The organism is Streptomyces sp. KM273126 (assembly GCF_004337435.2).
Classification (GTDB): domain Bacteria; phylum Actinomycetota; class Actinomycetes; order Streptomycetales; family Streptomycetaceae; genus Streptomyces; species Streptomyces acidicola.
On sequence record NZ_SJXB02000001.1, the window covers coordinates 4,982,711 to 5,005,804 of the forward strand.

Genomic DNA, 23,094 nt, shown 5'->3' on the forward strand with positions numbered 1-23,094 from the left:
ACCCCGGACCCGTGACGGGACCACCCGCACCGGACTTCGGCAGCTCCGCTCAGGAGGTCGTCCCGCCGCCCTGCGGGCCGAACGCCGTCATGAAGCGGTCGCGGAACTTGTCCATCCGCCATTCCGGGGCGTTGTCGCCGGGCTTGAGCCCGTCCGTCCAGCCCCAGTCGGAGATCTTGTCCAGCACCTTCGGGTCCTGCGCGACGATCGAGACAGGCACGTCATAGTTCGGGTTCTCGCCGGTGACCGTCTTGTTGGGCTGGTGGTCGCCGAGGAAGACCAGAACGGTGTCCTTCGAGCCGTACTTCGCGACGTAGTCGACGAGGCTGGTCACCGAGTACTCGATGGACTTGCGGTACTCGTCGCGGACGTTCAAGGGGTCCTTCCAGACCTCCGCGGGGTCCTTGCCCTCCTCCTTCTGGAGGGAGTGGTAGACCGAGCCGTCGCCGACCCGGTCCTCGGGGATCGTCCTCGGGATGGGCGCCCAGGGGTTGTGGCTGGAGGTCAGGATGATCTCCGCCATCATCGGCCCGCGGTCCTTCTTTCCGTGCTCCAGCTCCTCAAAGGCCTTCAGGGTGTACTGGTCGGGCATGGTGGACCAGCTGAACTTCGGGCCTTTGTAGCCGAGTTCGTCGGAGTCGTAGATGTGCTCCAGGCCGAAGTACTTGCCCTCCGGCCACGCCTTCTGGGTGCCCGGCACGATACCGACCGTTCGCCAGGCGCCCGTGCGGCGGAAGGCCTCGGTGAGGGTGAGGCGGTCGCCCGAGACGAGGTTGCGGTAGCGCTGCTGGTTCTTGATCCACAGACCGGACAGGAACGTGGAGTGGCCGAGCCAGCTGCCGGCGCCCGTGATGGGGGAGCGCAGCCAGCCACTGCGGGACGCGTACCCGGCGTCCGTCAGCTCCTTCGTCCTCTGCTCCAGCGTCTGGCCCAGCGGCTCGCCCATCTGCGGGTCGTCGATCGCGGAGCGGCCGTAGCTCTCGATGAACGTGATCAGAACGTCCTTGCCGCGCAGCCCGGTCAGCAACTGGTCCGGCGGGACATCGGCGAAGGCGTCGTCGTCCGCCTGCTTCTGGAACGCCTTGCCGTCCCGCAGGCCCGAACGCACCGCCTCGACGCGGTTCTCGACGAGCGTGGCCGCGCTGTGAGAGGCGACCGGCACACCGGAGAACTCCAGCGTCAGCGTGGAGCAGGTGATCCAGGCCGTGCCGAGGACGAGCAGCGTACGGCCCGTGGTGTGACGGTTGCTCACCATGAGGCGGGTCAACCGGAGCACGGACAGCACCAGGAGAACGACGAATGCGGCCACGAGCACGATCAGCCCGATCGTCGCCGCGAGTGCGCCGCTCTCGCCGGCCAGGTCCTTCACGAACGACTGGGCGTCGTCCAGCAGGATCCAGTCCAGCACCAGGTCGAAGGGCCGGTCGAGGGTCCAGTAGAAGCCCATGTCGAGAAGTTTGAGGATGGTCAGCAGCCCGAGGCCCGCGCCCATGACCACCGCCATCAACTTCCGTGTCCTCGGCGGCAGGAGGAGCAGCAGCCCGGCGCCGAGAATCCCTTCCGCCGGGATGCGGACGAACCTCGCTGGTTCGAACTTCGTGATGTCGTTCGGCACGATCAGCGCGAACAGCACGAGCACGAGGGCGAGCCCGGTGACGGTCCAGGCCAGGGCGCGGGCCAGGCCGGGGCGTCGTTCGCGCCAGCTGCGGGGGTGGGGGTTCGGCTGACTGAGCGGAAGTGCCGGACTGTTCGGGGGTGCTGGACTGTTCGGGGGTGCCGCCGTCGGAGGTCTGCTGCTGGGTGGTGCTCGCGTCCGTCTCCTTGGCCGCAGCGACGTCGGCCTCATCGGTGACGCCTGTGCCTTTGTCGTCCGTGTCGTCCGTGTCGCTCGTTTTCGTCTCGGCCGATTCGGCCGTCAACGCGGCTTTCTCATCAGCCGGTTCGGCCTTGCCGTCCGCCCGTGGCTCCTCCGAGGTCTCCCCGCCGTCCACGGCTGCGGTGTCGTCGGCCCGGTTGTCGTCGTCGGGTGATCGCTCCGGAACAGCGGCCGCCTCGTGGTCCGTTGCCGGAAGCTGCGGAGTGGGTGTGTGCGACAACCCGGAGGTCCTTCCATGGAAACCGTGCGGTGGTACGACGGACCGGCCCGAAGGCGGGGACCGCCACTCACGGTACGGGCCGGCGACGCCTTCCGTTCACCGGGGTGCCATTCCGTTGTCCGGGAGGTACGAGAGCCGAGTCACCGCGAGGCCGCACGGGGGCGCCTCACCCCCGCGGCGCCCCCGTACTCGCCCGCTCCACCAGCCGCGTCGACAACTCCGTGCGCGTGCCCTCGGGTTGTTCGCCCGCCATCAGCCGCACCAGCAGGCGCAGTGCCGTCGCGGCCATCTCCGACAGCGGCTGGCGGACCGTGGTGAGGCCGGGGGAGGCCCAGCGGGCCTCCGGCAGGTCGTCGAAGCCGACCACGCTCATGTCGTCCGGTACGCGGATCCCCCGCTCGGCCAGCGCCCGGTACACCCCGAAGGCCATCTGGTCGGAGCACACGAACACGGCGGTCGGCGGTTCGGGCAGATCGAGGAGCTCCAGCATGCGGCGGTAGGCCGAGGTCTCGTCGAAGTCGCCGTGTCGGACGTACTCGGGGCGATGCCGGATCCCGGCCGACGCGAGCGCCGAGCGGTAGCCAGCGATCCGCGCGCTGCTGCACATCTTGCGCCGGTACCCGCCGACGCACGCGATCCGCTCGTGGCCCAACGCGAGCAGATGCTCGACGGCGCTGACCCCGCCCTGCCAGTTGGCAGCGCCCACCGACAGGACGCCCGGCGGGGGTTCGACGACGGGGTCGATCATCACGAACGGGATGCGGTGCTGGTCCAGCCAGGTGTACTGGGACGGGGTCAGCTCGGCCAGGTTGAGGAGGACCCCCGACGAACCGCGTGCGGTCAGCTTGTCGAGCCAGGCGCGCTCGGGGTGCCCGCCCCGGGTCCGGCTCAGCGAGGCCGACACCACGACCTCCAGGCCCGCGTTGTGCGCCGCCTCCTCCACCCCGTGCAGCACCGCGCCCGACCAGGAACTGTCCAGCGAGTGCACCACCAGGTCGACCAGGCCAGGTGTCTTCGCCGCCTCGACGCGGGGTCTGCGGACGTAGCCGAGCCGCTCCAGTGCCTCGGTCACCCGCCGTCGGGTCTCCGGCGCCACGTCCTCCCGCCCGTTGACCACCTTGGACGCGGTCGGCACCGACACCCCGGCCTCGCGCGCCACCACCGCCAGTGTCGGCCCCGTCGTCGCGCCGCCACCTGCCCTACGGGCGCCCGCACTTCCCGTACGGGCCGCACCTCCCTCGCGGGACGTGCCCCCGGCAGGGACCACGGCCCCGCTTCCGGAACGGACCATCGAAGACCACCTCTCCGGCCCGCCCGAGGGCCATCGAAAGTTGGACCAGCGCTGTTTTCCGCCGTGATCGAAAACGGCCCGACAGAAAGCGCTTCCTACCCTAGATGTGCCACAAGGCGACGTGAAGACACCGGGAATCACGGCATCACGTGGGTCCTGAACTTTCGAAACGTCGAACAGCGAGGCGTTCGACGAGTGCGAGGAGCTCGACGGGTGCGAGGAGGGCGAGGACTCCTCAGTCAGGCACGCACGTCAGCCGGAAGCCGCTGAAGTCGGCGGTGAAGGACGCGTCGACGAGATCCCGTGCGTGGATGCCCGCCATCGCGCCGGTGAAGCGCAGCCGGGACCCGTAGTCGTCCGAGAGGCGACTGAAGTCCAGCGGCGGCCCGACCGGCACGCGAACCCCGTCCACGTCCCCGTCGCCGTCCGCGTTCCCGTCCGCGTCTCCGTCGCCGTCCGCGTTCCCGTCCGGGTTCCGGACGAACCAGAAGCGGGCCTCGGCACCCTCGACCGTCACCCCGAGCGTGACCGGCCTCCGTGCGTCGACCTCGACGACGGCTGCCTGCCGCGCCCCTTCCTCGTCGCGCTCCACGAGACTCAGCACCGTACGCCCGCCGCCCCGCCACTGCTGACCGCGCTGTGCCTCCCCCTCCGGCTCCGCCCAGGTCAGGTCCAGGCTCAGATAGGACTCGGCGGAGTACCACAGCACCAGCCCCGCCGCCTGCGTGAAGGTGCGCGGCCGGGCCTCGACCGTGACCTGCGCCTCCGCGCGGTGTTCGGTGATCCGCTGGGCGAGCAGGCTCTGCGCCCACCGGGACTCCGGCCCGTGCCGGCCGCGCAGCCGGATCCGGCCGGGGCAGGTGGTGGTGTCGGCCCAGGAGGCGTCGGCGTACGAGCGCAGGGTGCTCCACGGCCACGCCAGGACCTCGGACGGTTCGGGGACGTACGGCTCGGGCGCCTCTTCGGGTGCGGGGACCCCGCCTCCGAGCCCGACCCCGCCCCCGATCCCGACCTGGACCTCGACCGCCGGGTGCCATCCCCCGTGACCCAGCCTCGGCCAGCCGTCGGCGTCCCAGACCACCGTCTGGATCGCCGTCTCCCGGCCGAGCGTGCAGCGCGGTCCGTGCGGTGTCCGCAGCGGACGCGCCGTCAGATGGCTGAGGACCCAGCCGCCGTCCGGCGTCTCGACCAGCTCCGCGTGCCCGGCCTTCTGCAAGGGCACCGACCGGTCGTCCCGGGAGGTCAGCAAGGGCCGGGTGTCGAGCTGGTACGGGCCGGTGAGGGTGCGGCTGCGTGCCACCAGCACGCCGTGCTCGACGCCGGTGCCGCCCTCCGCGAGCACCAGGTGGTACCAGCCGCCGCGCCGCAGCAGCTTGGGACCTTCGACGAGCCGTTCGTGCTGGAGCAGCAGGTGCGTGTCGCCGACGGGGCCCAGCGTCTCGCGGTCCAGCTCGGTCATGACGATCCCGGCGAAGCGCTGCCCGCCGGGGCGGTGGTCGCTCTGCATGTTGAGCAGCCACAGCCGCCCGTCCTCGTGGAACAGCGCGGGATCGAAGCCGTGGCTCGCGACCCTGCGCGGAGCCGTCCACTGCCCGGCCACGTGAGTGGCCGTACTGACGTGAGTGTCCAGGTCGAAGTACGGCGTGCCGACCGAGCGTACGACGGAGTAGACCACCCAGAACCGTTCGCCGTCCCAGCTCAGGGAGGGCGCCCAGACGCCGCCCGAGTCGGGCACCCCGGCGAGCGAGTCCCCGGGGACCGCGCCCCGGACGTGGCCCGCGTACTCCCAGTGGGCCAGGTCACGGGAGCGGTGTATCGGGATGGTCGGGTACCACTCGAACGAACTCGTCGCCACGTAGTACCAGTCGCCCACCCGGACCATCGACGGGTCCGGGGCGAAGCCTCGGATGACGGGGTTGCGCAGCACGCGGGGCGTCACTGGAGACGTCACCTGAGACATCCCTTGAGACGACATCCCTTGAGACGACATCGCTTGAGACGACATCGCTTGAGACATCACTTGAGGGCTCCCAGCGTGACGCCGGTCCGCCAGTAGCGGCGCATCGCGACCATCATGATCGCCATGGGGATGATGGAGAGCAGGGCGCCGGTCAGGACCAGGCTGGTCACGTCGATGCCCGACTCCAGGCGTTTGCCGGACCAGTTGTACAGACCCAGGTTGAGCGTCCAGTTCTCCTCGCCCCGCAGCACGGTCAGCGGGAGGAAGAACGCGTTCCAGGTGTTGACGAAGGCGAGCAGGAACACCGTCGCGCCGCCCGTGGTCATCATTCGCAGCACGATGCTGAAGAAGATCCTGAGCTCCCCGGCGCCGTCGATCCGGGCCGCCTCCAGTAGCTCGAAGGGGATCGTCGCCTCCGTGTAGACCTTGGCCAGATACACGCTGAACGGGTTGATCAGGCAGGGGATCAGCATCGCCCAGGGGGTGTCGACCAGACCGATCGCCGAGAACAGCAGGTACAGCGGCAGGGTGAGCAGTGCGATCGGGATGAGGAAGGAGCCCACCACGGCCGCGAACACCACGCTCCGGCCGGGGAAGTCGAACCGGGCCAGCCCGTAGCCCGTGGCGAGGGCGATGAGGGTGCCGCCGAGGGAGCCGACGCCCGCGTACAGGAACGAGTTGGCGGTCCAGCGCAGGAAGATGCCGTCCTCGTACGTGAACACCTGGTGCAGGTTGTCCCACAGGTGCATGCCGGAGAACCACAGCCCGTTGCTCTGGTACAGCCCCACGCGGTCCTTGGTCGAGGCGACGATCAGCCACCACACGGGGAACAGGCTGTAGGCGCCGGCCAGGGCCAGACCGACGAGGAGGAAGCGCTGGCCGCCCCGGGAGCGCGCGGCCGGGTCCGGACGCGTGAGCCGCCGGACGGTACGCCCGCGGGAGGGCGCGGCGGCGGTTCCCATGCCGTTTTCCGCACCGCTTTCCGCACTGTTCTCCGCGCCTTGTGCCGCGCCGTTCTCTGCTCCGTTTTTCTTGCGGTTTTCCGTCAGCGCCATCAGTCCGCCTCCCGCGAGGTCAGCCGGTAGAAGAGGAAGGACGCGACGCCGAGGATCAGGGCGAGGAGCACGGACAGGGCCGCGGCGTAGTGGTAGTTGCCGGCGTTGAACGCCTGGTTGTAGATGATCATGATGGGGGTGAAGCTGTCGCTGACGGTCTGCGGGGTCACGTTCCGGAACAGCGCGGGCTCGTTGAAGATCTGCAGCATCTGGATGATCGACAGCAGCGTGGTCAGGACGAGCGCCCCGCGCACGAACGGGACCTTGATGCTCAGCGCGATCCGCAGCTCCGAGGCGCCGTCCAGCCGCGCGGCCTCGAACTGCTCACGGGGCACGCCCTGGAGCGCCGAGTAGATGATCACCATGTTGTAGCCGATGCCGTGCCAGGTCAGCAGGTTGCCGATGGCCGGCCACACCATGGAGGGGGCGAAGAAGTTCCAGTGGAACCCGAACAGTTCGCCGAGCGGCGTCAGGGGGCCCACCTCGGGGCTGTACAGGTTGACCCACACGATGGCCGCGACCACGCCGGGGATCATGTACGGAACCAGCAGCAGAATCCGGAACCGGCCGGCCACCTTCGAGGTGAGCGCGTCGAGGGCGAGCGCCAGCACCAGGCTGACGAGCAGCATGAACGGGATCTGGACGCAGGCGAACAGCACCACCCTCAGGATGGAGGTCATGAACGCCGAGTCGGTCAGGCCCTGGCCGTAGTTCTCCAGCCCGACGAACTCCCTGGTCGCGCCGCCGAGACCGAGTCCGGACTGCTTCTGCAGGAACATCGACTGGTAGATCGCGTAGCCGATCGGAAGCAGGTAGAGGAAGACGAAGCCGAGCTGGAAGGGCACCGTGAAGGCGGCACCCTTCCAGCGCTGGGAGCGAATCATGGAGTCCGCCTCAGCCCTTGACGCTGATGCCGCGGCGCTTCAGGTCGTCGACCGTCCACTTCTGCATGTGTGCGAGCAGGTCGTTCACCGTCTGCTTCTTGCTGACAACCGCGGCCCACTGGTCCTGCATCTCCGTGAACATCGCGGTCCAGTTCGGGCCGAAGGTCCAGTCGGTGGTGACGGTGCCCAGGCTGTCCGTGACGATCTTCTTGGCCGGCTCGTAGTTCTTGCCGAGCAGCTTCTCGGAGATCGCCTCGGAGACGTAGGCATCGCTGTCGGCCAGTGCCGGCATCACACCGCTGCCGGTCTCCGGGCTCGCCATGGTCTCGACGGCTCCGCTGTCGGTGGACATCCACAGGGCGGCCTGGGCGGCCTGCTCCTTGTTCTTGCACTGCTCGGACACCAGGGTGAGGTTGCCGCTCTGGTTGGTGCCGGCGGGGGTCTTGGGCGCCTCACCCTTGAAGGCCGGCCAGGGGGACAGCGCCCAGTCGCCGAAGGACTTGGTGAAGTTCTGCACCATGCCGGACATCTGCCAGGTGGAGATCTGCCGGGTGGCGGTGCCACCGTTGTCATAGTTGCGCTGCACGGCCGCGTAGTCGGCGAAGGAGAGCTTGGAGTTCAGGTCGTTGTCGATGATCTCCTGGATCACCTTCGCGGCCTTGAGGGTGCCCTCGTCCTGGAAGTCCACCTTCCAGGAGTCGCCGTCGATGCTGTACCAGTGCGCCCCGGCCTGCATGGCGAGGATCTCCAGGGTGCTCGGGTCCTCACCGGCGTAGTTGGTGATCTTGATGCCGTGCTTCTTCAGCACCTTGCCCGCGGCGATGAAGTCGTCCCAGGTCGCGGGCGGCTGAAGGCCGTACTTCTCGAAGATGTCGGTGCGGTAGATCGTGAAGGCGGGCGCCGAGCTGGTGGGGACGCCGTAGACCTTGTCCTGGACCTGGCCGGTGGCCCACGAGCCGGGGTTGAACTTGTCCTTGTCGGCCTCGACGTACTGGGTGATGTCGGCGAGCGCGCCCTGGGCGACCCAGCTCGTCACGTACTCGCCGGTGTTCTGCAGCAGGCAGGGCGCGTTGCCGGCCTTGACCGCGTTGGTCAGCTGCTTCTGCATGGTCAGCTGGTCGGTGACCTTGGTGTACTTCAGCTTGACGTCCTTGTGGCTCGCGTTGAACGCCTTGACGACGGCCTCCTGGCCGTTCGCCCAGCCCCAGAAGTCGAGCGTGACGGGACCGGAGGCCTCGGACCCGGAGTCCGAGGAGCCGGAACCGCCGCAGGCGGAGAGCAGACCTGTCAGTCCTGTCAGTGCGAGGCCCGCGACTGCGGCGCGAGCGAACCTTCTCCGGGGGCTGGTGAAGTTCATCTGACCGTGATCCTTTGGAATTCAGGCGTCTCAGAACGAGAACGGCGGCTCAGTGGTGCCGGCCAGGAACGGCGGCCGCGTTCCGTCGGCTCGCGGATGCGGGGACCGGCCAAGCAGAAGCTGTAGTAAGCGGTTGCAGGGAAGGTAGGACGTGGCCGGGATGCATAGCAAGAGGCGCGGGCCAATTTGTTACGCCGGTTTGTCCGTCGGGTGGGACTGGACGGGGTGAGCCCGAGGCGCCCTCCTGGCGGGATTCGTGCAGGTGGAGGGACTTTTGAAGCGTGGGCAGGGGTGGTGGCGGGGGTTGCTGGCTGCCCCGTGGCGACGTGGAAAAGTTCGAGAAACCGTTTACGAAACGATCTCCCGGCACGGTGGGTCAGTCACGCCGCGCCGGGGGTGCGACCGAGTTCCGCACGACGACATGGGTGCCCAGCACCAGGTGCTCGCTGTCCGTGCCCCTGCGCCGGCCCGGTCCGCCCTCGCGGCGGTCGGCGACGGCCCGCAGTGCGACGCGGCCCATCTCCTCGTACGGCACGTGCACGGTGGTCAGTTGAGGGGTGAGCTGGGAGGCCAGGGGGATGTCGTCGTAGCCGACGATCGAGACGTCCTCGGGCACGCGCAGCCCGGCCGCGCGCAGGGCCTGCATGGCGCCCGCGGCGACCACGTCGGTCCCGGCGAGCACCGCGGTGAAGTCCGCGCCCTCCCGCAGACTCGTCTCGACCGCCTCGTACCCGTGCTCGTAGTCGTACGGCCCGTGGCGCACCATGCCCGGGTCGAAGGGCACGCCGTACGCCTCGAAGGCCCGCCGGGCACCGTTCAACCGGCTGCGGGCGGTGGTGAGTTCGGCGTGCCCCGGCAGCACCAGGATCTTGCGGTGGCCGGCGGACAGCAGGTGGCTGGCCATCGCGTAGGCGCCGCTCTCGTTGTCGTAGTCGACCGTCGTCGCCGGGACGTCGCCCTCCAGGGGCGGCCTGCCGACCAGGACGAGGTGCGAGCCGGCCGCGTCGAGGGAGCGGGCGAAGCGGGCCATGCGCAGCTGGTACTCGTCGTAGTCGTACGCGCCGCCGAGCAGGACCACCGCGGCGACGCCCTGCTGGCGCATCAGGTTCACCAGGGCGAGCTCCCGCTCGGGGTCGTCGCCCGTCGTGCCGACCAGGGACAGCCAGCCGCGCAGCGTGGCCGCGCCCTCGACACCCTTGGCCACGTGGGCGAAGGCGGCGCCGGTGATGTTGTTGATGAGGATGGCCACCGTCGGTGTGCCGCCGCCCGCGAGCGAGCGGGCGTGGGCGTTGGTGACGTAGTCCAGGTCCCGGACGACCTTCATCACCCGGCGGCGCAGCTCGTCCGAGACCGGGTAGTTGCCCGACAGGACGCGGGACACGCTCGCCACGGAGACGCCCGCGCGTTCCGCGACGTCGCGGATGGTCGCCCGTCCGGCGTCACTGGGCGCCTTGCGCTGACTCACCGTTGCGGCTCCTTCACCGTAGTGTCCCGTTCACCGGAGAAGCCGGGTACCCGACCCCTACCGGTGGCGAAACCGTATCCCATGGTTACTCCTGGCCGGACGGCTTGTGGACGGGGCGGGACGCGACGCGGGCGGTGCGCATCAGGCGACCCTGGCCAGATCCGCGTGCCGCACCTCGTGGGCCAGCGGCAGGCCCGCGGCCAGGTGTTCCAGCTCGTCTACGACGATGCGGCCGAGCCGCTCCAGTTCGTTGCCGAGCGAGCCCGCGATGTGGGGGGTGAGGTACACGTTGGGGAGCCGGTAGAGCGGGGACGCGGCGGGCAGCGGCTCCGGGTCGGTGACGTCGAGGATCGCGCTGAGCCGGCCCGAGAGCAGCTCGCCGGTGAGGGCTTCGTGGTCGACGAGGGCGCCCCGCGAGGTGTTGATCAGCACGCCGGCGTCGCGGATCAGCGCGAGCCGGCCGCGGTCGAGCATGCGCTGGGTCTCGGGGATGTCCGGGGCGTGCAGGCTCACGATGTCGCTGTGGCTCAGCAGGTCCTCCAGCGAGACCAACCGGGCACCGAGCGCCGCGGCCTCGGCGGCGTCCACATAGGGGTCGTGGAGGAGGACCTCGAAGTCGTACGGGCGCAGCAGTTCGAGGAGGCGGCGGCCCACGCGTGAGGCGCCGATGACGCCGACACGGCGGCCGAGGTTGCCGGTCGCCGCGGTCTCGTCGGCGGTCGGATAGGTGTGGGTGGCGCGGTAGCGCTCGCGGTGCGTGAAGGTGTCCTTCCCGGCCAGGAGGATCATGGCGAGCGTGTACTCCGCGACCGGCAGGGCGTTTCCGGTGACCGCGCTGGAGACGGCGACCCCGCGCTTCCACAGGGTGTCGCCGACCAGCGAGCGGACGGAGCCCGCCGCGTGCAGCACGGCGCGCAGTTTCGGTGCCGCGGCCAGGGCGTCCGTGTCGAGGCGCGGGCAGCCCCAGCCGGTGACGAGCACCTCGGCGCGGGCCAGCGCCGGGGCGGCGGCCGGGGCGGTGAAGTCCCGTACGACGAGCGTGGGGTCGATCTCGGCCGTCTGCCGCAGCCGCGCCATGAGGGGCTCGGGGAAGAGCAGGGGGAGGTGTACCGGATCCATGGCGAACACGGCCCTCGGCAGGTGGGCGCTGGGCATGGCTCTCCTGAAGTGGGGAAACATTTTCTGAAAGCGTCTTCTACCGTAAGTCTCGCCCGGTGAGGGGTCAATCAGGTCTCGTCTGCCGGGTGCTGTCCGTGGTGTGCAGCCGGTTCGTCGTGGCTGGTCGCGCCCGCGCGGCGGAGCCGCATGTTGAAACAGCCCCGCGCTCCTAACAGCCTGGGGTGCAGCCCCAGTCGTTCAGAGGCGCGGGGAAACTGCGCGACCAACGCCCGGAGTTTTCGAAAGTCGGCGCAGACCCTTGACGTGCTTTCCGCGCGGGCAGAAGCTCTGGCCACTCGGCTGTAGCAACCGCTTCCTACCTGTTACTTCCCGTGCCGAGTCCCGTTCCCCCCGTGGTTCCCCTGCAGAAGGTGACCGATGAACGACATCCAGAGCACCGGCCCGTCCCGGCGCACCCTCCTCCAGGCCGCGGGCGCCTCCGCCGCCGCGTACTCACTGGTCGGCGCCATGGCCGGCACCGCGAGAGCCGACGACACGACGGGAGCAGCCGACGTGCCCGGAGCAGCCGACCGGCTCGTGGTGTACCCGATCCCCAGCGGGGTCCCGACCAACGCGAGCTTCTCCGTCAAGGCCCGCAAGCCGGACGGTGCATGGCAGACGGTCCCGGTCCACCGCGCCAGAGCGAAGCAGATCGACGCGAACACGGGCAGCGGTCCCGTCTTCAACTCCTCCGTCGCCACTTTCGACTTCAGGGGCACCGTCGAGGTCGCCGTCACCTCGTCCAAGGGAGCCATCGGCTCCGCACGGATACGCCCCCTGTCCTACGGCATCCCGTTCACGGTGGACGGCGACACGGTGAGCTTCACCCTCACCGAGCCGCGCAACCTCTCCATCGAGATCGACGGCGAGATCTTCAACAACCTGCAGTTGCACGCCAACCCGATCGAGTCGCAGCGGCCCGACCCGGACGACCCGGACGTCATCTACTTCGGCCCGGGTCTGCACAAGACCGCCGACGACGTGGTGAAGGTGCCCAGCGGCAAGACGCTCTACCTGGCCGGAGGCGCCGTACTGACGTCCCGGGTGGAGTTCCACAAGGTCGAGAACGCCCGTCTGCTCGGCCGCGGCGTGCTGTACAACTCGCCGAGCGGCGTCCTCGTCGAGTACTCCAGGAACATCGAGATCGACGGCGTGACGGTGCTCAACCCGAGCAGCGGTTACGCCTGCACCATCGGTCAGTCGAAGCAGGTCACCGTGCGCGACCTGCACGCCTACAGCCATGGCCAGTGGGGCGACGGCATCGACGTCTTCTCCAGCGAGGACGTCCTCATCGACGGCGTCTACATGCGCAACGCGGACGACTGCATCGCCATCTACGCCCACCGCTGGGACTACTACGGCGACTGCCGCAACATCACCGTCCGCAACTCCACCCTCTGGGCGGACGTCGCGCACCCGGTCAACGTCGGCACGCACGGCAACACGGACAAGCCGGAGACCATCGAGAACCTCGTCTTCAGCAACATCGACATCCTCGACCACCGCGAACCGCAGATGGACTACCAGGGCTGCATCGCGCTCAACCCGGGCGACAGCAACCTGCTGCGCAACGTCCGCGCCCAGGACATCCGGGTGGAGGACTTCCGCTGGGGCCAGCTGATCAACATGCGGGTCATGTTCAACAAGAGCTACAACACATCGGTCGGACGGGGCATCGACGGGGTCTTCATCCGGAACCTGACCTACACCGGGACGCACGCCAACCCGTCCGTCATGGTCGGACATGACGCAGACCACGCCATCCAGAACGTGACCTTCCAGAACCTCGTCATCAACGGCAAGTTCATCGGCAACGGGATGAAGAAGCCCGGCTGGTACAAGTTCACGGACATGGTGCCGGCGTACGCCAACGAGCACGTGCTGAACACACGGTTCCTGAACTCCACCGAGGCGACGTCGAGCGAAGCGCCCAGGATCACCAGCCCGGACGCGGCCACGGCCACCAAGCACCAGGTCTTCAACCACCTCGTCACGGCCGACGGGCTGCCGACGAAGTTCAGCGCCGAAGGGCTGCCGAAGGGGCTGGACATCGACACCGACACCGGTCTGATCTCCGGGAAGGCCAGGGACAGCATCGGCACCTTCACGGTCACGGTCTCGGCCACCAACAGCGTGGGCACCGCGACTCAGGACGTCACGCTCACCATCGAGCACCCGTGATGCGGACCCACTGAACCGGCGGACCCACTGAACCGGCGGCACCACTGAACCATCGGCACCACTGAACCATCGGCACGACTGAACCAGGAGATATCCGTGCATTCCCTCAGCCGACGGTCGTTCCTCGGCACGGCGGGGCTCACGGCCGTGGCCGCGGGCGGGCTGCTGTCCGCCTCCGCCATGGCCGCCGGAGCCCGGACGGCCGCCGAAGCGGCGTTCACGTTCCGACACCCCGGCCTGCTCCACTCCTCGGAGGACCTGGACCGGATGAAGGCCGCGGTCGCCGCGCAGGAGTCCCCGGTCCATGACGGCTACCTCGCGCTCGCCGCCCACGCCCGGTCGAAGTCCACGTACACGATCCAGAACACCGGCCAGATCACCTCCTGGGGCCGCGGCCCCACCAACTTCCAGAACCAGGCGGTGGCCGACTCGGCAGCCGCCTACCAGAACGCGCTGATGTGGTGCGTCACCGGCGACCGCGCCCACGCGGACAAGGCGCGGGACATCCTGAACGCCTGGTCGGCGTCGCTCACCGCGATCACCGGGGCCGACGGCCCGCTCGGCGCCGGGCTCCAGGCGTTCAAGTTCGTCAACGCGGCCGAACTGCTGCGGCACACCGGCTACGACGGCTGGGACGCGGACGGCATCGCCCGCTGCGAGCGGTCGTTCCTGGACGTCTGGTACCCGGCCGTGTCCGGCTACATGCTCTACGCCAACGGCAACTGGGACCTGACCGCCATTCAGACCCTCCTCGCCATCGGCGTGTTCTGCGAGGAGCCCACGCTCTTCGAGGACGCCCTGAGGTTCGCCGCCGCCGGCGCGGGCAACGGCAGTGTCCCGGGCCGTGTCGTCACCGACGCCGGACAGGGCCAGGAGAGCGGCCGTGACCAGGGCCACGAACAGCTCGCCGTCGGCCTGATGGGCGATGCCGCGCAGGTCGCCTGGAACCAGGGCGTCGACCTGTGGGGCTGCGACGACAACCGCATTCTCGCGAACGCCGAGTACGCCGCCCGCTACAACCTCGGCAGCGACGTCCCCTTCACCCCCGACCTCGACCGCACCGGCAAGTACATCAAGACGGCCGTCTCCGACAAGGTCCGCGGCAACCTGCCCCCGATCTACGAGATGTACTACGCCCACTACGCCGGCGTCCGCGGCCTGGACACCCCGCACACGAAGGCCGCCGTCTTCCGCGGCACGGGCGGCGCCCGCGTCGTCGAGGGCAGCAACGACGACCTGCCGAGTTTCGGCACCTTCGCCTACGCGGGCGCCAAGGCACCCGCACCGACGGCGCCCACGCCCCCGGCGGGCGTCACGGCCGTGGGGCAGGACAAGGCCGTCACCGTCAACTGGCTGCCGTCCGCATGGGCGAGCGCGTACGCCGTGCGGCGGGCGACCAGGCCCGAGGGCCCGTACGAGGACATCGCCTCCGGCATCGACAGGCCCACGTACACCGATGACGACGTACGCGCGGGACGCACCTACTACTACAAGGTCGCTGCCTCCAACTCTCAGGATATGAGCGGCAGTTCAGCGTGGGTGGCCTGCACCGCCGGCCTGCCCGAGCCCTGGGCGACCCAGGACGTGGCGGACGCGGGGCGCGCCGGAGCCGCCCTCTTCGACGGTGAGCGATTCGTGCTGGAGGCGGGCGGCACCGCGGACTCGTACCGGGTGGTGCACGTGCCGCTGCGCGGCGACGGTTCCGTCACCGCGCGCATCGTGTTCCCGCTCAGCTCGCAGTACTCCAAGATCGGCGTCACCCTCCGCGGCTCCCTCGATGCCGATGCCCCGCACGCCTCGATGCTGATCCAGGGCCTGCCGCTGCACACCTGGAGCGGCGTGTGGACCGTACGCCCGAAGACTGGGGCGCCCCTCTCCGCCACCGGCAGCACCCCCGTACCGCCCACCCAGCAGCAGGCCATCACCACTGGCGCCTCCTTCCCGATCTCCGACCTCGGGAAGCTGCCGGAGTCGGCGACCCCGCTTCAGGCCCCGTACGTGGAGGGCGCGGGCGACGGCTACCGGCTGCGCATGCCGTACTGGGTGCGCGTCACCCGCAAGAGCCGGCGCTGTACCGGAGCCATCTCCCCGGACGGCGTCCGCTGGACCGAGGTCGGCTCCACCGAGGTCGACCTCGGCCGCACCGCGTACGCCGGGCTCGCCCTCACCTCCTGCCTGGGCGTCGACGAGGAGTACGCCGAGACCGGCACCGGCGCCTTCGACAACGTCACCGTGACGTCGTCGGCCGCCGGCGAGGTGTGGGCCACACCGCGCCCCGGACGTGCCGCCACCGACCTGCGGGCGAGGGCCGGCGCGGACGCGGTGGAGCTGGCCTGGACCGACCCGGACCTCTCGGCCCGGTACACGGTGCTGCGGGCGACCGACGCGCACGGCCGGTACGAGACGCTCACGACCGGCGTCGGGCCGGTCGGGTTCGGCACCCGCATCACGCACGCGGACGCCACGGGCAGACCCGGCACGACGTACCACTACGCCGTCGCCAGGTCGAACGGCGCCGGACGCGGCCCGCTGTCGGCGCCCGCCTCCGCGCAGATGCCGACCCCGTCGGTACCGGAACTCACCTCCGCGACCACCGCGTTCGCGAACAAGGGCGTCCCCCTCCGGCACCTGCTGCGGGCCTCGCACCAGCCCGTACGGTTCACCGCCGACGGACTGCCGGACGGCCTGCGCCTCGACAGGCGAACCGGTGTCGTCCACGGAACGCCCACCGCGACGGGCGAGTTCACCGTCACCACCACCGCCGGCAACGCAGCCGGTGACGGAAGCGGCACGCTCCACCTCACGGTCGGCACGCCCCCGCCCGACCCCTGGACGTACGGCGACCTCGGTGACGTGGTCCTCGACGACCGTCCCTTCGGGACCTTCGGCGTGGTGGCCGTCAGAACCCCCGGCAGCACGGCGTACGAGGACGGGACCTTCGTCGTCCGTGGTGCGGGGGTCGACCTGAACGTCAACGGCCAGGGGATGACGGGGCAGTTCGTACGGCAGCCGGTCACCGGTGACTGCGAGATCACCGCACGGCTCGTCTCCCGCGAGGGGGCGAGCGGCGACCGGGTCGGACTGCTCATGGCCAAGTCGCTGTCGCCGTTCGACCAAGCGGCCGGAGCGATCGTCACCGGCGGCAGCACCGCGCAGCTCATGCTGCGCAGGACCGTGGCCGGCGCCTCCGCCTTCTCCGGCAACGGCACGGTCGGCCTGCCCGCGCTGCCCGCCCTGCTGCGGCTGAGGCGCACCGGCACCTCGTTCAGCGCGGCCTTCTCCACCGACGACGGCGTCAGCTGGACCCCCCTTGCCTCGGGAGAGATCCCCGGCTTCGGCGACGCTCCCTACTACGTGGGCCTCGTGGTCTGCTCCCGCAGTCCCCTGGCCCGCAGCACCACCCGCTTCAGCGAAGTGAGCATCACCCCCACCTAGAAGATCCACCCGCTCAGATCCACCCGCTCAAGTCCACCCGCACGGGATAGGAGATGCCCCGAAATGAGCCGCACTTCCCCCCACCTGCAGCACGTGGAAGTGAGCCGCCGCGGTCTGCTGAAGACCGCCGGTGGTCTCACCGCCGCCCTCGCCGTCGGCGCCTCTGCCACCGCCCTCACGGGCACGGCCGAGGCCGCCCCGGCCACCTTCACCCACCCCGGCATGCTGCATGCCTACGGCGAGCTCAACCGCGCCAAGGTACGGGTCGCCGCGGGCAACGACCCGTGGCTGTCCGGCTGGAACCGCCTCACCACCAACTCCCACTCCGCCAGCACCTGGACTCCGAGGCCGCAGGCCACGATCATCCGCGGCGGCACGGGCGAGAACTACGGCATCCTCTACAACGACATCCACGCCGCCTACCAGAACGCCCTGCGCTGGAAGATCGCGGGCACCACCGCCAACGGCGACGCCGCCGTCCGCATCCTCAACGCATGGTCCTCCACCCTCACCACCGTCACCGGAAACGCCGACCGGTTCCTCGCCGCCGGGATCTACGGCTACCAGTTCGCGAACGCCGCCGAACTCATGCGGGACTACAGCGGATTCGACCTCAACAGGTTCAAGACGATGATGCTCAACGTCTTCTACCCGCTGAACAACCAGTTCCTGAACAACCACAACGACGCCTGCATCACCAACTACTGGGCCAACTGGGACCTGTGCACCATGAACTCGATCCTCGCGATCGGGATCCTGTGCGACGACGGGACCAAGTACGACCAGGCGGTCAACTACTTCAAGAACGGCGCGGGCAACGGCGCGATCCGCAACGCCGTGCCGTTCGTGTACGAGGACCAGGGCCTCGCGCAGTGGCAGGAGTCCGGCCGCGACCAGGGCCACACCGTGATGGGAATGGGCCTGATGGGCGCCTTCTGCGAGATGGCCTGGAGCCAGGGCGAGGACCTGTACGGCTACGACAACAACCGCTTCATGAAGGCCGCCCAGTACGTCGCCAAGTACAACCTCGGTGAGGACGTGCCCTTCACCACCTACCGCTGGGGCAGCGGCCAGAACTGCGCCCAGCAGACCCACACGGTGATCTCCTCCGCCAGCCGCGGACAGGTCCGCCCGGTGTGGGACATCCTGCACTACCACTACGCACGGCGACGCGGCCTGTCCGTCCCGTACATCACCCGCATGGCCGAGAGCGTCCGCCCCGAGGGCGGTGGCGGCGACTACGGCCCCAACAGCGGCGGCTTCGACCAGCTGGGCTTCGGCACACTCATGTACGCCAAGTAGCGGGTCGACCCCCGAGGGCAACCGTGTGCGGGAACAGCGGGAATAACCGGAGGTGATGTGACGCTCTGACGTGAACGACGGTTCACGAGCGCGAGTCGCTGCGAGGAGCTGGTGGGCGCATGACGGCAGACCGGACAGGACCCGTGGTCAGGACGCCGTACGGGGACGTCCGCGGCCGGTACGAACGAGGGATCGCGGTCTTCCGGGGCGTCCCGTACGCCGCGCCGCCCGTCGGCCCCCACCGGTTCCGGCCGCCCGTGCCGCCCGAGCCCTGGGAGGGCGTGCGCGACGCGGGCGCCTTCGGGCCGACGCCGTCGAAGCCGCCGTACTCGGAGGCGTTCGCCCGGCTCCTGTCCGACCCGGTCGTGCCGGGCGACGACTGCCTCAACCTCAATGTGTGGACGCCGGAGCCGGGCCGCGGGGCCCGGCTCCCGGTGCTGGTGTGGATCCACGGCGGCGCCCTTACCCGCGGCTCGTCGGCCGTCCCCGTCTACGACGGCCACGCCTTCGCCCGGGACGGAGTCGTCCTCGTATCGCTCAACTACCGGCTGGGCGTGGAGGGCTTCGGCCTCTTCCCGGACGCCCCCGCCAACCCCGGCCTGCGCGACCAGCTGGCCGCGCTGGAATGGGTGCGGGGCGCCATCGACTCCTTCGGCGGCGACCCGGACCGCGTGACCGTCTTCGGCCAGTCGGCGGGCGCCATCAGCATCGGCGCCCTCCTGGCCAGTCCCCGCACTCGGGGGCTCTTCCGGCGGGCCGTCCTGCAGAGCGGGCCGCCGGAGGCCACCGACCGCGACAAGGTACGGCGCATGGTCCGCAGGATGGCGGCCCGGCTCAAGGTCCCCGCGACCGCCACCGCCTTCGCCGAGGTGGACCGCGCCACCCTTGCCGAGGTCCAGGCCGAGGTGGGCCGGCTCGGCAGCCCGGTGCTGGGCGGGCCCGCCTTCGGCATCGTCGTCGACGGCGACCTCGTGCCGGGCGACCCCCTCCAGGCCCTCATCGAGGACGGCCCGGCCCACGACGTCGACCTCCTCACGGGCTGGACCCGCGACGAGTACCGCCTGTGGCTGGCCCCGAACGGTCTCGTCGAGCGCGTCGACCGGCTCGGCGCCCTCGCCCTGACCGCGGCCCGCGCCCGCTGCCACTGCGGCCCCGAGGTCTCCCGCGGCTACCGCGAGCTCCACCCCGACGCCGGAACCGCCGAGATCGTCGGCCAAATGGTCACCGACCACCTCCTGCGCGTCCCGCTGCACCGCCTCGCCGACGCCCGCGTGGGCGGCGCCCCGTCGTACGTCTACGAGTTCGCCTGGCCCTCCAACACACCCGGTCTCGGCGCCTGCCACGCCCTGGAGCTGGGCTTCGTCTTCGACACCGGCCACATGCCCGCGTCGGCGAAGCTCGCCGGAGAGGGCGCCCCGCAGGACCTCGCCGACACGATGCACGCGGCGTGGGTACGGTTCGCGGCGGACGGAGACCCGGGCTGGCCGGCCTGGGACGCCTCGCACCCGGTACGGGTCTTCGACGTCCTCCCGCCCGGGGAGCCCGTGGTCGTCCACGGCCCCTACGACCGCGAACTCGCGCTGTGGCAGGCCGACGCGAAGCGGCCGCACCGTGCGGCCCCCGGACCGCTCGTCACGTCCGGGGGGCCCACACCGGCCTCGCCCCTTCCGCCCGGTCCGCCCACGCGTGGGACGGCCCCACTGGCGGCCGTACGGCGCTTGCGTCGCTTCGGCGGTGCGGCTCGGCCGTGATCCTTGAGGGTCTCGCCGCCACACCCCCGTTGCTGGAGTACTACGCCGACGTGGCCGCCGCCTCCTCGGCCGACAGGCGCGGGCGGACCGGCGCCGTCATGAGCCGCGACCGGTTCGTCTCCGGGTCCGCCGGGCGCCGTGTGTGCCAGTCGGTGACCGCCTGATAGGCCGCCGCGACCTCCAGGAGACGGTCCTCCTCGTACGGCTGGCCGCCGAGGATGGCGCCCACGGGGACACCGTCGCCGTCGAAGCCGATGGGGAAGGCGATCTCGGGCAGACCGAGGATGTCGAAGGGGACTGGGCCGGTCTGGAGGAGCACGTCGCACCGGTTCAGCACGCCGTCCAGCACCTCCCGCAGCAGGTGGTTCTTGGCGCGCTGCGCCGTGATCCACTCGTCGCCCGAGAGCATCAGCCCCTGCAGCCAGCTCAGCAGCGAGACCCCGAACCTGGTCGGATCGGCGCGCAGCCAGTGCCGGAAGGGTTCGGTGCGCTCGGCGAGCCGCGCCGCGTTGAAGGTTCCGGTGAGGAGGTTCCAGTCGTCCGGGTACGTGACGTCCACGAGCGTGATGCCAGGGATGGCGTCGAGCCGGTCGAGGAAGGCGCTCCGCAACTCCTGTCGGGCGGCGAGGAAGTCGGCCGGCACGCCGATCTTCGTGGCCCTGCGCATCCGGACAGCGCCCTTCGCGGCCACGGGCGTTGCCGCCCCGATGAGGTCCGGCACGTCCGGCAGCCCCAGTGTGCGCGGGTCCCGGGAGTCCGGCCCGGCCATCACCTGGAGCATGATCGCCGCGTCCATGGCGTCCCGCGCCAGCGGGCCCGCGTGGTCGCGGGTGAACGACAGCGGGATGACACCGTGGAGGGAGACCCGTCCCATCGTGGGCTTCAGCCCCGTCAGGTTCTGCTGGTTGGACGGCAGCACGATCGAACCGCCGGTCTGGGTCCCGATCGACGAGGACGCGAGCCGCGCCGCCACCGCGCACGCGGGACCCGTGGAGGAGCCGCCCGGGTCGACGGAGGGGTCGTCGGGTGTCCAGGCGTTGACCGTGGTCACGGTGCCGTTCGGCGTCGTGGCCCGCGTGGTCGCCAGCGGGCCCATCTGCCCCTTCCCGAGGACGATCCCGCCGGCCGCCCGCAGCCGGGCCACGGCGGTCGCGTCCTCGTCCGGTACGAAGTCCTCGAAGACCAGGGAGTTGCAGCGCGTCGGCACGCCGTCGGTGAAGTAGTTGTCCTTGACGCACAGGGGTATCCCGCGCAGCACACCCCGTGGGCCCTGGCCCCGGTCCGCCCTGCGCGCGGCGGCGAGCGCGCTGTCGCCGGTCACCTCGGCGTACGCCTGATACACCGCGTCGTACCGCTCGATCCGCTCCAGGTACGCCTCGGTCAGCTCCGTCGCCGTGAGCTTCCCGCGCCGCATGAGCACGACGGCCTCGGCGAGGGTGGCCTCGGAGGGGTCGTTCCGGGCGGCCTGCGGTATGTCGACGTCGGGTATGCGGGGCGCGGCGGCGCGGGCGAGGGCGGGCGTCGCCGCGAGGGCCACCCCGCCCGCCGCGGCAGCCGAACCGGCCAGGAAGACCCTCCTGTTGAGCGCTCTGTCCGCCATCACTCGCCCGCCTTTCCGGTCCAGGCCTCCGTGACGGACGGGTAGAGGAGGGGCGGCGACGCCTGTTGCGCGTACGCGGGGGTCGGTGCCGGTGGCGTCCAGCCCGAGATCGCCCCGGGCGTCGACGCCACGAATGCCCTCAGGGAGGCGAGCACTTGGGACCGGGTCGGCACGCCCGTAGCCGGATCGGCCTTCTCCGGCAGCAGCGTCAGGTCGAAACCGGCGAGCGCCAGACGGGTTCGTACGAACGCGTCCAACTCCTCCTGGGTGGGTGGCTGCACCTCGCTCAAGGCGGACCTCCATGATCGGCGTACTGGCTCTCCGGGGACCTCATCATCGGCCCGTGAAGTCCCCGTTTAGCCCACGCTTCACAGGCGTTACACCGTGGAGCCCCCGTGCAGCGCCTCCGCGATCGCGGTGATCGCCTCCGGGCCGACCCGGCAGCACCCGCCGATCAGCCGTGCCCCGGCCCGTTCCCAGCCGGTCACCTGCTCGGCCGTGAAGGTCGAGCGGCCGGCCCAGGCACGGGCCCCGGCGTCCCAGGCCTCCCCGCTGTTCGGGTACACCACGACGGGCTTGCCCGTCACGCGGGCCGCCGTCGCGGCGGCGCCCTTCACGTCCTCGGGGGCGCAGCAGTTCACGCCGACCGCGACGATCTCGTCCACGTCGGCGGCGAGGGCGAACGCCTGCTCCAGCGGCTGGCCGGCGCGGGTGCGGTCGCCGGCGACCGTGTACGACAGCCACGCGGGCACGCCCAGGCCACGTACTGCCCGCAGCAGCGCCTCGGCCTCCTCGGTGTCGGGGACGGTCTCCAGGGCGAGGACGTCCGGCCCGGCCGCGGCCAGGACCTCCAGGCGCGGACGGTGGAAGGCCTCCAGCTCGGCCACCGTGAGCCCGTAGCGGCCCCGGTACTCGGAGCCGTCCGCGAGCATCGCCCCGTACGGGCCGACGGACGCGGCCACCCAGAGGTGCCGTGAGACGTCCTTGACCCGCCGGGTCGCCTCGCGCGCCAGCTCCACGCTCAGAGCGAGGAGCTCGGCCGCCTGCCCGCGGGAGATCCCGTGCCTGGCGAAGCCCTCGAACGTCGCCTGGTAGCTCGCGGTGATCGCCATGTCCGCGCCCGCCTCGTAGTAGGCGAGGTGGGCCTCGGTGACCGCCTCGGGGCGCTCGGCGAGGAGCCGGGCCGACCAGAGCTCGTCGCTCAGGTCGTGGCCGGTGGACTCCAGCTGGTTGGACATGCCGCCGTCGAGGACGAGCGGGCCGGAGGCGAGCGCGTCGGCGAGGGTGGGGGCGGTGTCGCTGGTCATGTCTCGACGCTAGTCGAAGCGGGGCCCGGTGCAGGAACGTGTCACCGCGCTCGCCGTCGCGTTCCGTATCGCCGATGCCGATGCCGATGCCGATGCCGACACAGCCACCGACACGTGCTCGGCGCGTCTTTGTCCCGTCCGACCCGTTGACCTCGCCGTAACACGCCCTTACCTTTTCGGCGTTCGGCATGACAGATCTTGTGCGATATTCCGAACCAGCTCGAACGTTTCTGTTCTCTTTTGTGTCTGCCG

The 23,094-nt window shown here is 70.4% G+C and carries 15 protein-coding genes; 4 read left to right on the top strand and 11 right to left on the bottom strand.

Annotated elements, in window-relative coordinates; genetic code table 11:
- Window positions 1-49: 49 nt before the first annotated feature.
- The 8 genes from E0500_RS21330 to E0500_RS21365 form a co-directional block, all read right to left on the bottom strand.
- Window positions 50-1,639, bottom strand: coding sequence for a sulfatase (locus tag E0500_RS21330; RefSeq protein WP_309505106.1), 1,590 nt, complete (start codon window positions 1,637-1,639; stop codon window positions 50-52).
- A 623-nt stretch (window positions 1,640-2,262) separates the two neighbouring features.
- Window positions 2,263-3,387 carry a LacI family DNA-binding transcriptional regulator gene (locus E0500_RS21335; RefSeq protein WP_131563489.1) on the bottom strand — a complete coding sequence of 375 codons (1,125 nt, stop codon included), beginning with the start codon at window positions 3,385-3,387 and terminating at the stop codon, window positions 2,263-2,265.
- A gap of 235 nt (window positions 3,388-3,622) precedes the next feature.
- Window positions 3,623-5,347 (bottom strand): family 43 glycosylhydrolase, encoded by a 1,725-nt coding sequence (locus tag E0500_RS21340; RefSeq protein WP_131563490.1) that lies wholly within the window; start codon window positions 5,345-5,347, stop codon window positions 3,623-3,625.
- A gap of 56 nt (window positions 5,348-5,403) precedes the next feature.
- Window positions 5,404-6,309, bottom strand: a complete 906-nt coding sequence (locus E0500_RS21345; protein ID WP_131563507.1) for a carbohydrate ABC transporter permease — start codon at window positions 6,307-6,309, stop codon at window positions 5,404-5,406.
- A 92-nt stretch (window positions 6,310-6,401) separates the two neighbouring features.
- The gene (locus E0500_RS21350) at window positions 6,402-7,286 is read right to left on the bottom strand and encodes a carbohydrate ABC transporter permease (protein ID WP_131563491.1); all 885 of its coding nucleotides are present in this window, start codon (window positions 7,284-7,286) and stop codon (window positions 6,402-6,404) included.
- Window positions 7,287-7,296: 10 nt separating this feature from the next.
- On the bottom strand, window positions 7,297-8,643 hold the full coding sequence (locus tag E0500_RS21355; protein WP_181587084.1) for an extracellular solute-binding protein: 1,347 nt from the start codon (window positions 8,641-8,643) through the stop codon (window positions 7,297-7,299).
- A 376-nt stretch (window positions 8,644-9,019) separates the two neighbouring features.
- Entirely contained in the window at window positions 9,020-10,108 is a 1,089-nt protein-coding gene (locus E0500_RS21360) for a LacI family DNA-binding transcriptional regulator (RefSeq protein ID WP_131563493.1), read from the bottom strand.
- Between the two features lie 141 nt (window positions 10,109-10,249).
- Window positions 10,250-11,263, bottom strand: coding sequence for a hydroxyacid dehydrogenase (locus E0500_RS21365; protein WP_181587085.1), 1,014 nt, complete (start codon window positions 11,261-11,263; stop codon window positions 10,250-10,252).
- A gap of 381 nt (window positions 11,264-11,644) precedes the next feature.
- Here E0500_RS21365 and E0500_RS21370 point away from each other — a divergent pair, with 381 nt between their 5' ends.
- From E0500_RS21370 to E0500_RS21385, 4 genes are all read left to right on the top strand, one after another.
- Complete coding sequence (locus E0500_RS21370; RefSeq protein ID WP_131563494.1) at window positions 11,645-13,447, top strand: Ig domain-containing protein; 1,803 nt, start codon at window positions 11,645-11,647, stop codon at window positions 13,445-13,447.
- 96 nt (window positions 13,448-13,543) lie between these two features.
- Complete coding sequence (locus E0500_RS21375; RefSeq protein ID WP_131563495.1) at window positions 13,544-16,882, top strand: alginate lyase family protein; 3,339 nt, start codon at window positions 13,544-13,546, stop codon at window positions 16,880-16,882.
- Window positions 16,883-16,945: 63 nt separating this feature from the next.
- A complete protein-coding gene (locus tag E0500_RS21380) occupies window positions 16,946-18,184 on the top strand; it encodes an alginate lyase family protein (RefSeq protein WP_131563496.1) in 1,239 nt (412 codons plus the stop codon).
- A 119-nt stretch (window positions 18,185-18,303) separates the two neighbouring features.
- Window positions 18,304-19,935, top strand: a complete 1,632-nt coding sequence (locus tag E0500_RS21385) for a carboxylesterase/lipase family protein (RefSeq protein WP_131563497.1) — start codon at window positions 18,304-18,306, stop codon at window positions 19,933-19,935.
- A gap of 40 nt (window positions 19,936-19,975) precedes the next feature.
- Here the strand turns inward: E0500_RS21385 and E0500_RS21390 are convergent, their stop codons facing one another.
- From E0500_RS21390 to mmuM, 3 genes are all read right to left on the bottom strand, one after another.
- Window positions 19,976-21,535 carry an amidase gene (locus E0500_RS21390; RefSeq protein WP_131563498.1) on the bottom strand — a complete coding sequence of 520 codons (1,560 nt, stop codon included), beginning with the start codon at window positions 21,533-21,535 and terminating at the stop codon, window positions 19,976-19,978.
- Complete coding sequence (locus tag E0500_RS21395; RefSeq protein WP_220140566.1) at window positions 21,535-21,825, bottom strand: hypothetical protein; 291 nt, start codon at window positions 21,823-21,825, stop codon at window positions 21,535-21,537. Before E0500_RS21395 ends, E0500_RS21390 begins: the two co-directional genes overlap by 1 nt.
- Window positions 21,826-21,912: 87 nt before the next feature.
- The gene (gene mmuM / locus E0500_RS21400) at window positions 21,913-22,842 is read right to left on the bottom strand and encodes a homocysteine S-methyltransferase (protein WP_131563499.1); all 930 of its coding nucleotides are present in this window, start codon (window positions 22,840-22,842) and stop codon (window positions 21,913-21,915) included.
- Window positions 22,843-23,094 lie beyond the last annotated feature (252 nt).

What these genes read in the sequence shown, in the direction of transcription:
- E0500_RS21370 (WP_131563494.1), top strand. Translation starts at nt 11,645, where the DNA reads ATGAACGACATCCAGAGCACCGGCCCGTCCCGGCGCACCCTCCTCCAG.
- E0500_RS21385 (WP_131563497.1), top strand. Translation starts at nt 18,304, where the DNA reads ATGACGGCAGACCGGACAGGACCCGTGGTCAGGACGCCGTACGGGGAC.
- E0500_RS21390 (WP_131563498.1), bottom strand. Translation starts at nt 21,535, where the DNA reads ATGGCGGACAGAGCGCTCAACAGGAGGGTCTTCCTGGCCGGTTCGGCT.
- E0500_RS21335 (WP_131563489.1), bottom strand. Translation starts at nt 3,387, where the DNA reads ATGGTCCGTTCCGGAAGCGGGGCCGTGGTCCCTGCCGGGGGCACGTCC.
- E0500_RS21355 (WP_181587084.1), bottom strand. Translation starts at nt 8,643, where the DNA reads ATGAACTTCACCAGCCCCCGGAGAAGGTTCGCTCGCGCCGCAGTCGCG.
- mmuM (WP_131563499.1), bottom strand. Translation starts at nt 22,842, where the DNA reads ATGACCAGCGACACCGCCCCCACCCTCGCCGACGCGCTCGCCTCCGGC.
- E0500_RS21380 (WP_131563496.1), top strand. Translation starts at nt 16,946, where the DNA reads ATGAGCCGCACTTCCCCCCACCTGCAGCACGTGGAAGTGAGCCGCCGC.
- E0500_RS21365 (WP_181587085.1), bottom strand. Translation starts at nt 11,263, where the DNA reads ATGCCCAGCGCCCACCTGCCGAGGGCCGTGTTCGCCATGGATCCGGTA.
- E0500_RS21350 (WP_131563491.1), bottom strand. Translation starts at nt 7,286, where the DNA reads ATGATTCGCTCCCAGCGCTGGAAGGGTGCCGCCTTCACGGTGCCCTTC.
- E0500_RS21340 (WP_131563490.1), bottom strand. Translation starts at nt 5,347, where the DNA reads ATGTCTCAGGTGACGTCTCCAGTGACGCCCCGCGTGCTGCGCAACCCC.
- E0500_RS21345 (WP_131563507.1), bottom strand. Translation starts at nt 6,309, where the DNA reads ATGGGAACCGCCGCCGCGCCCTCCCGCGGGCGTACCGTCCGGCGGCTC.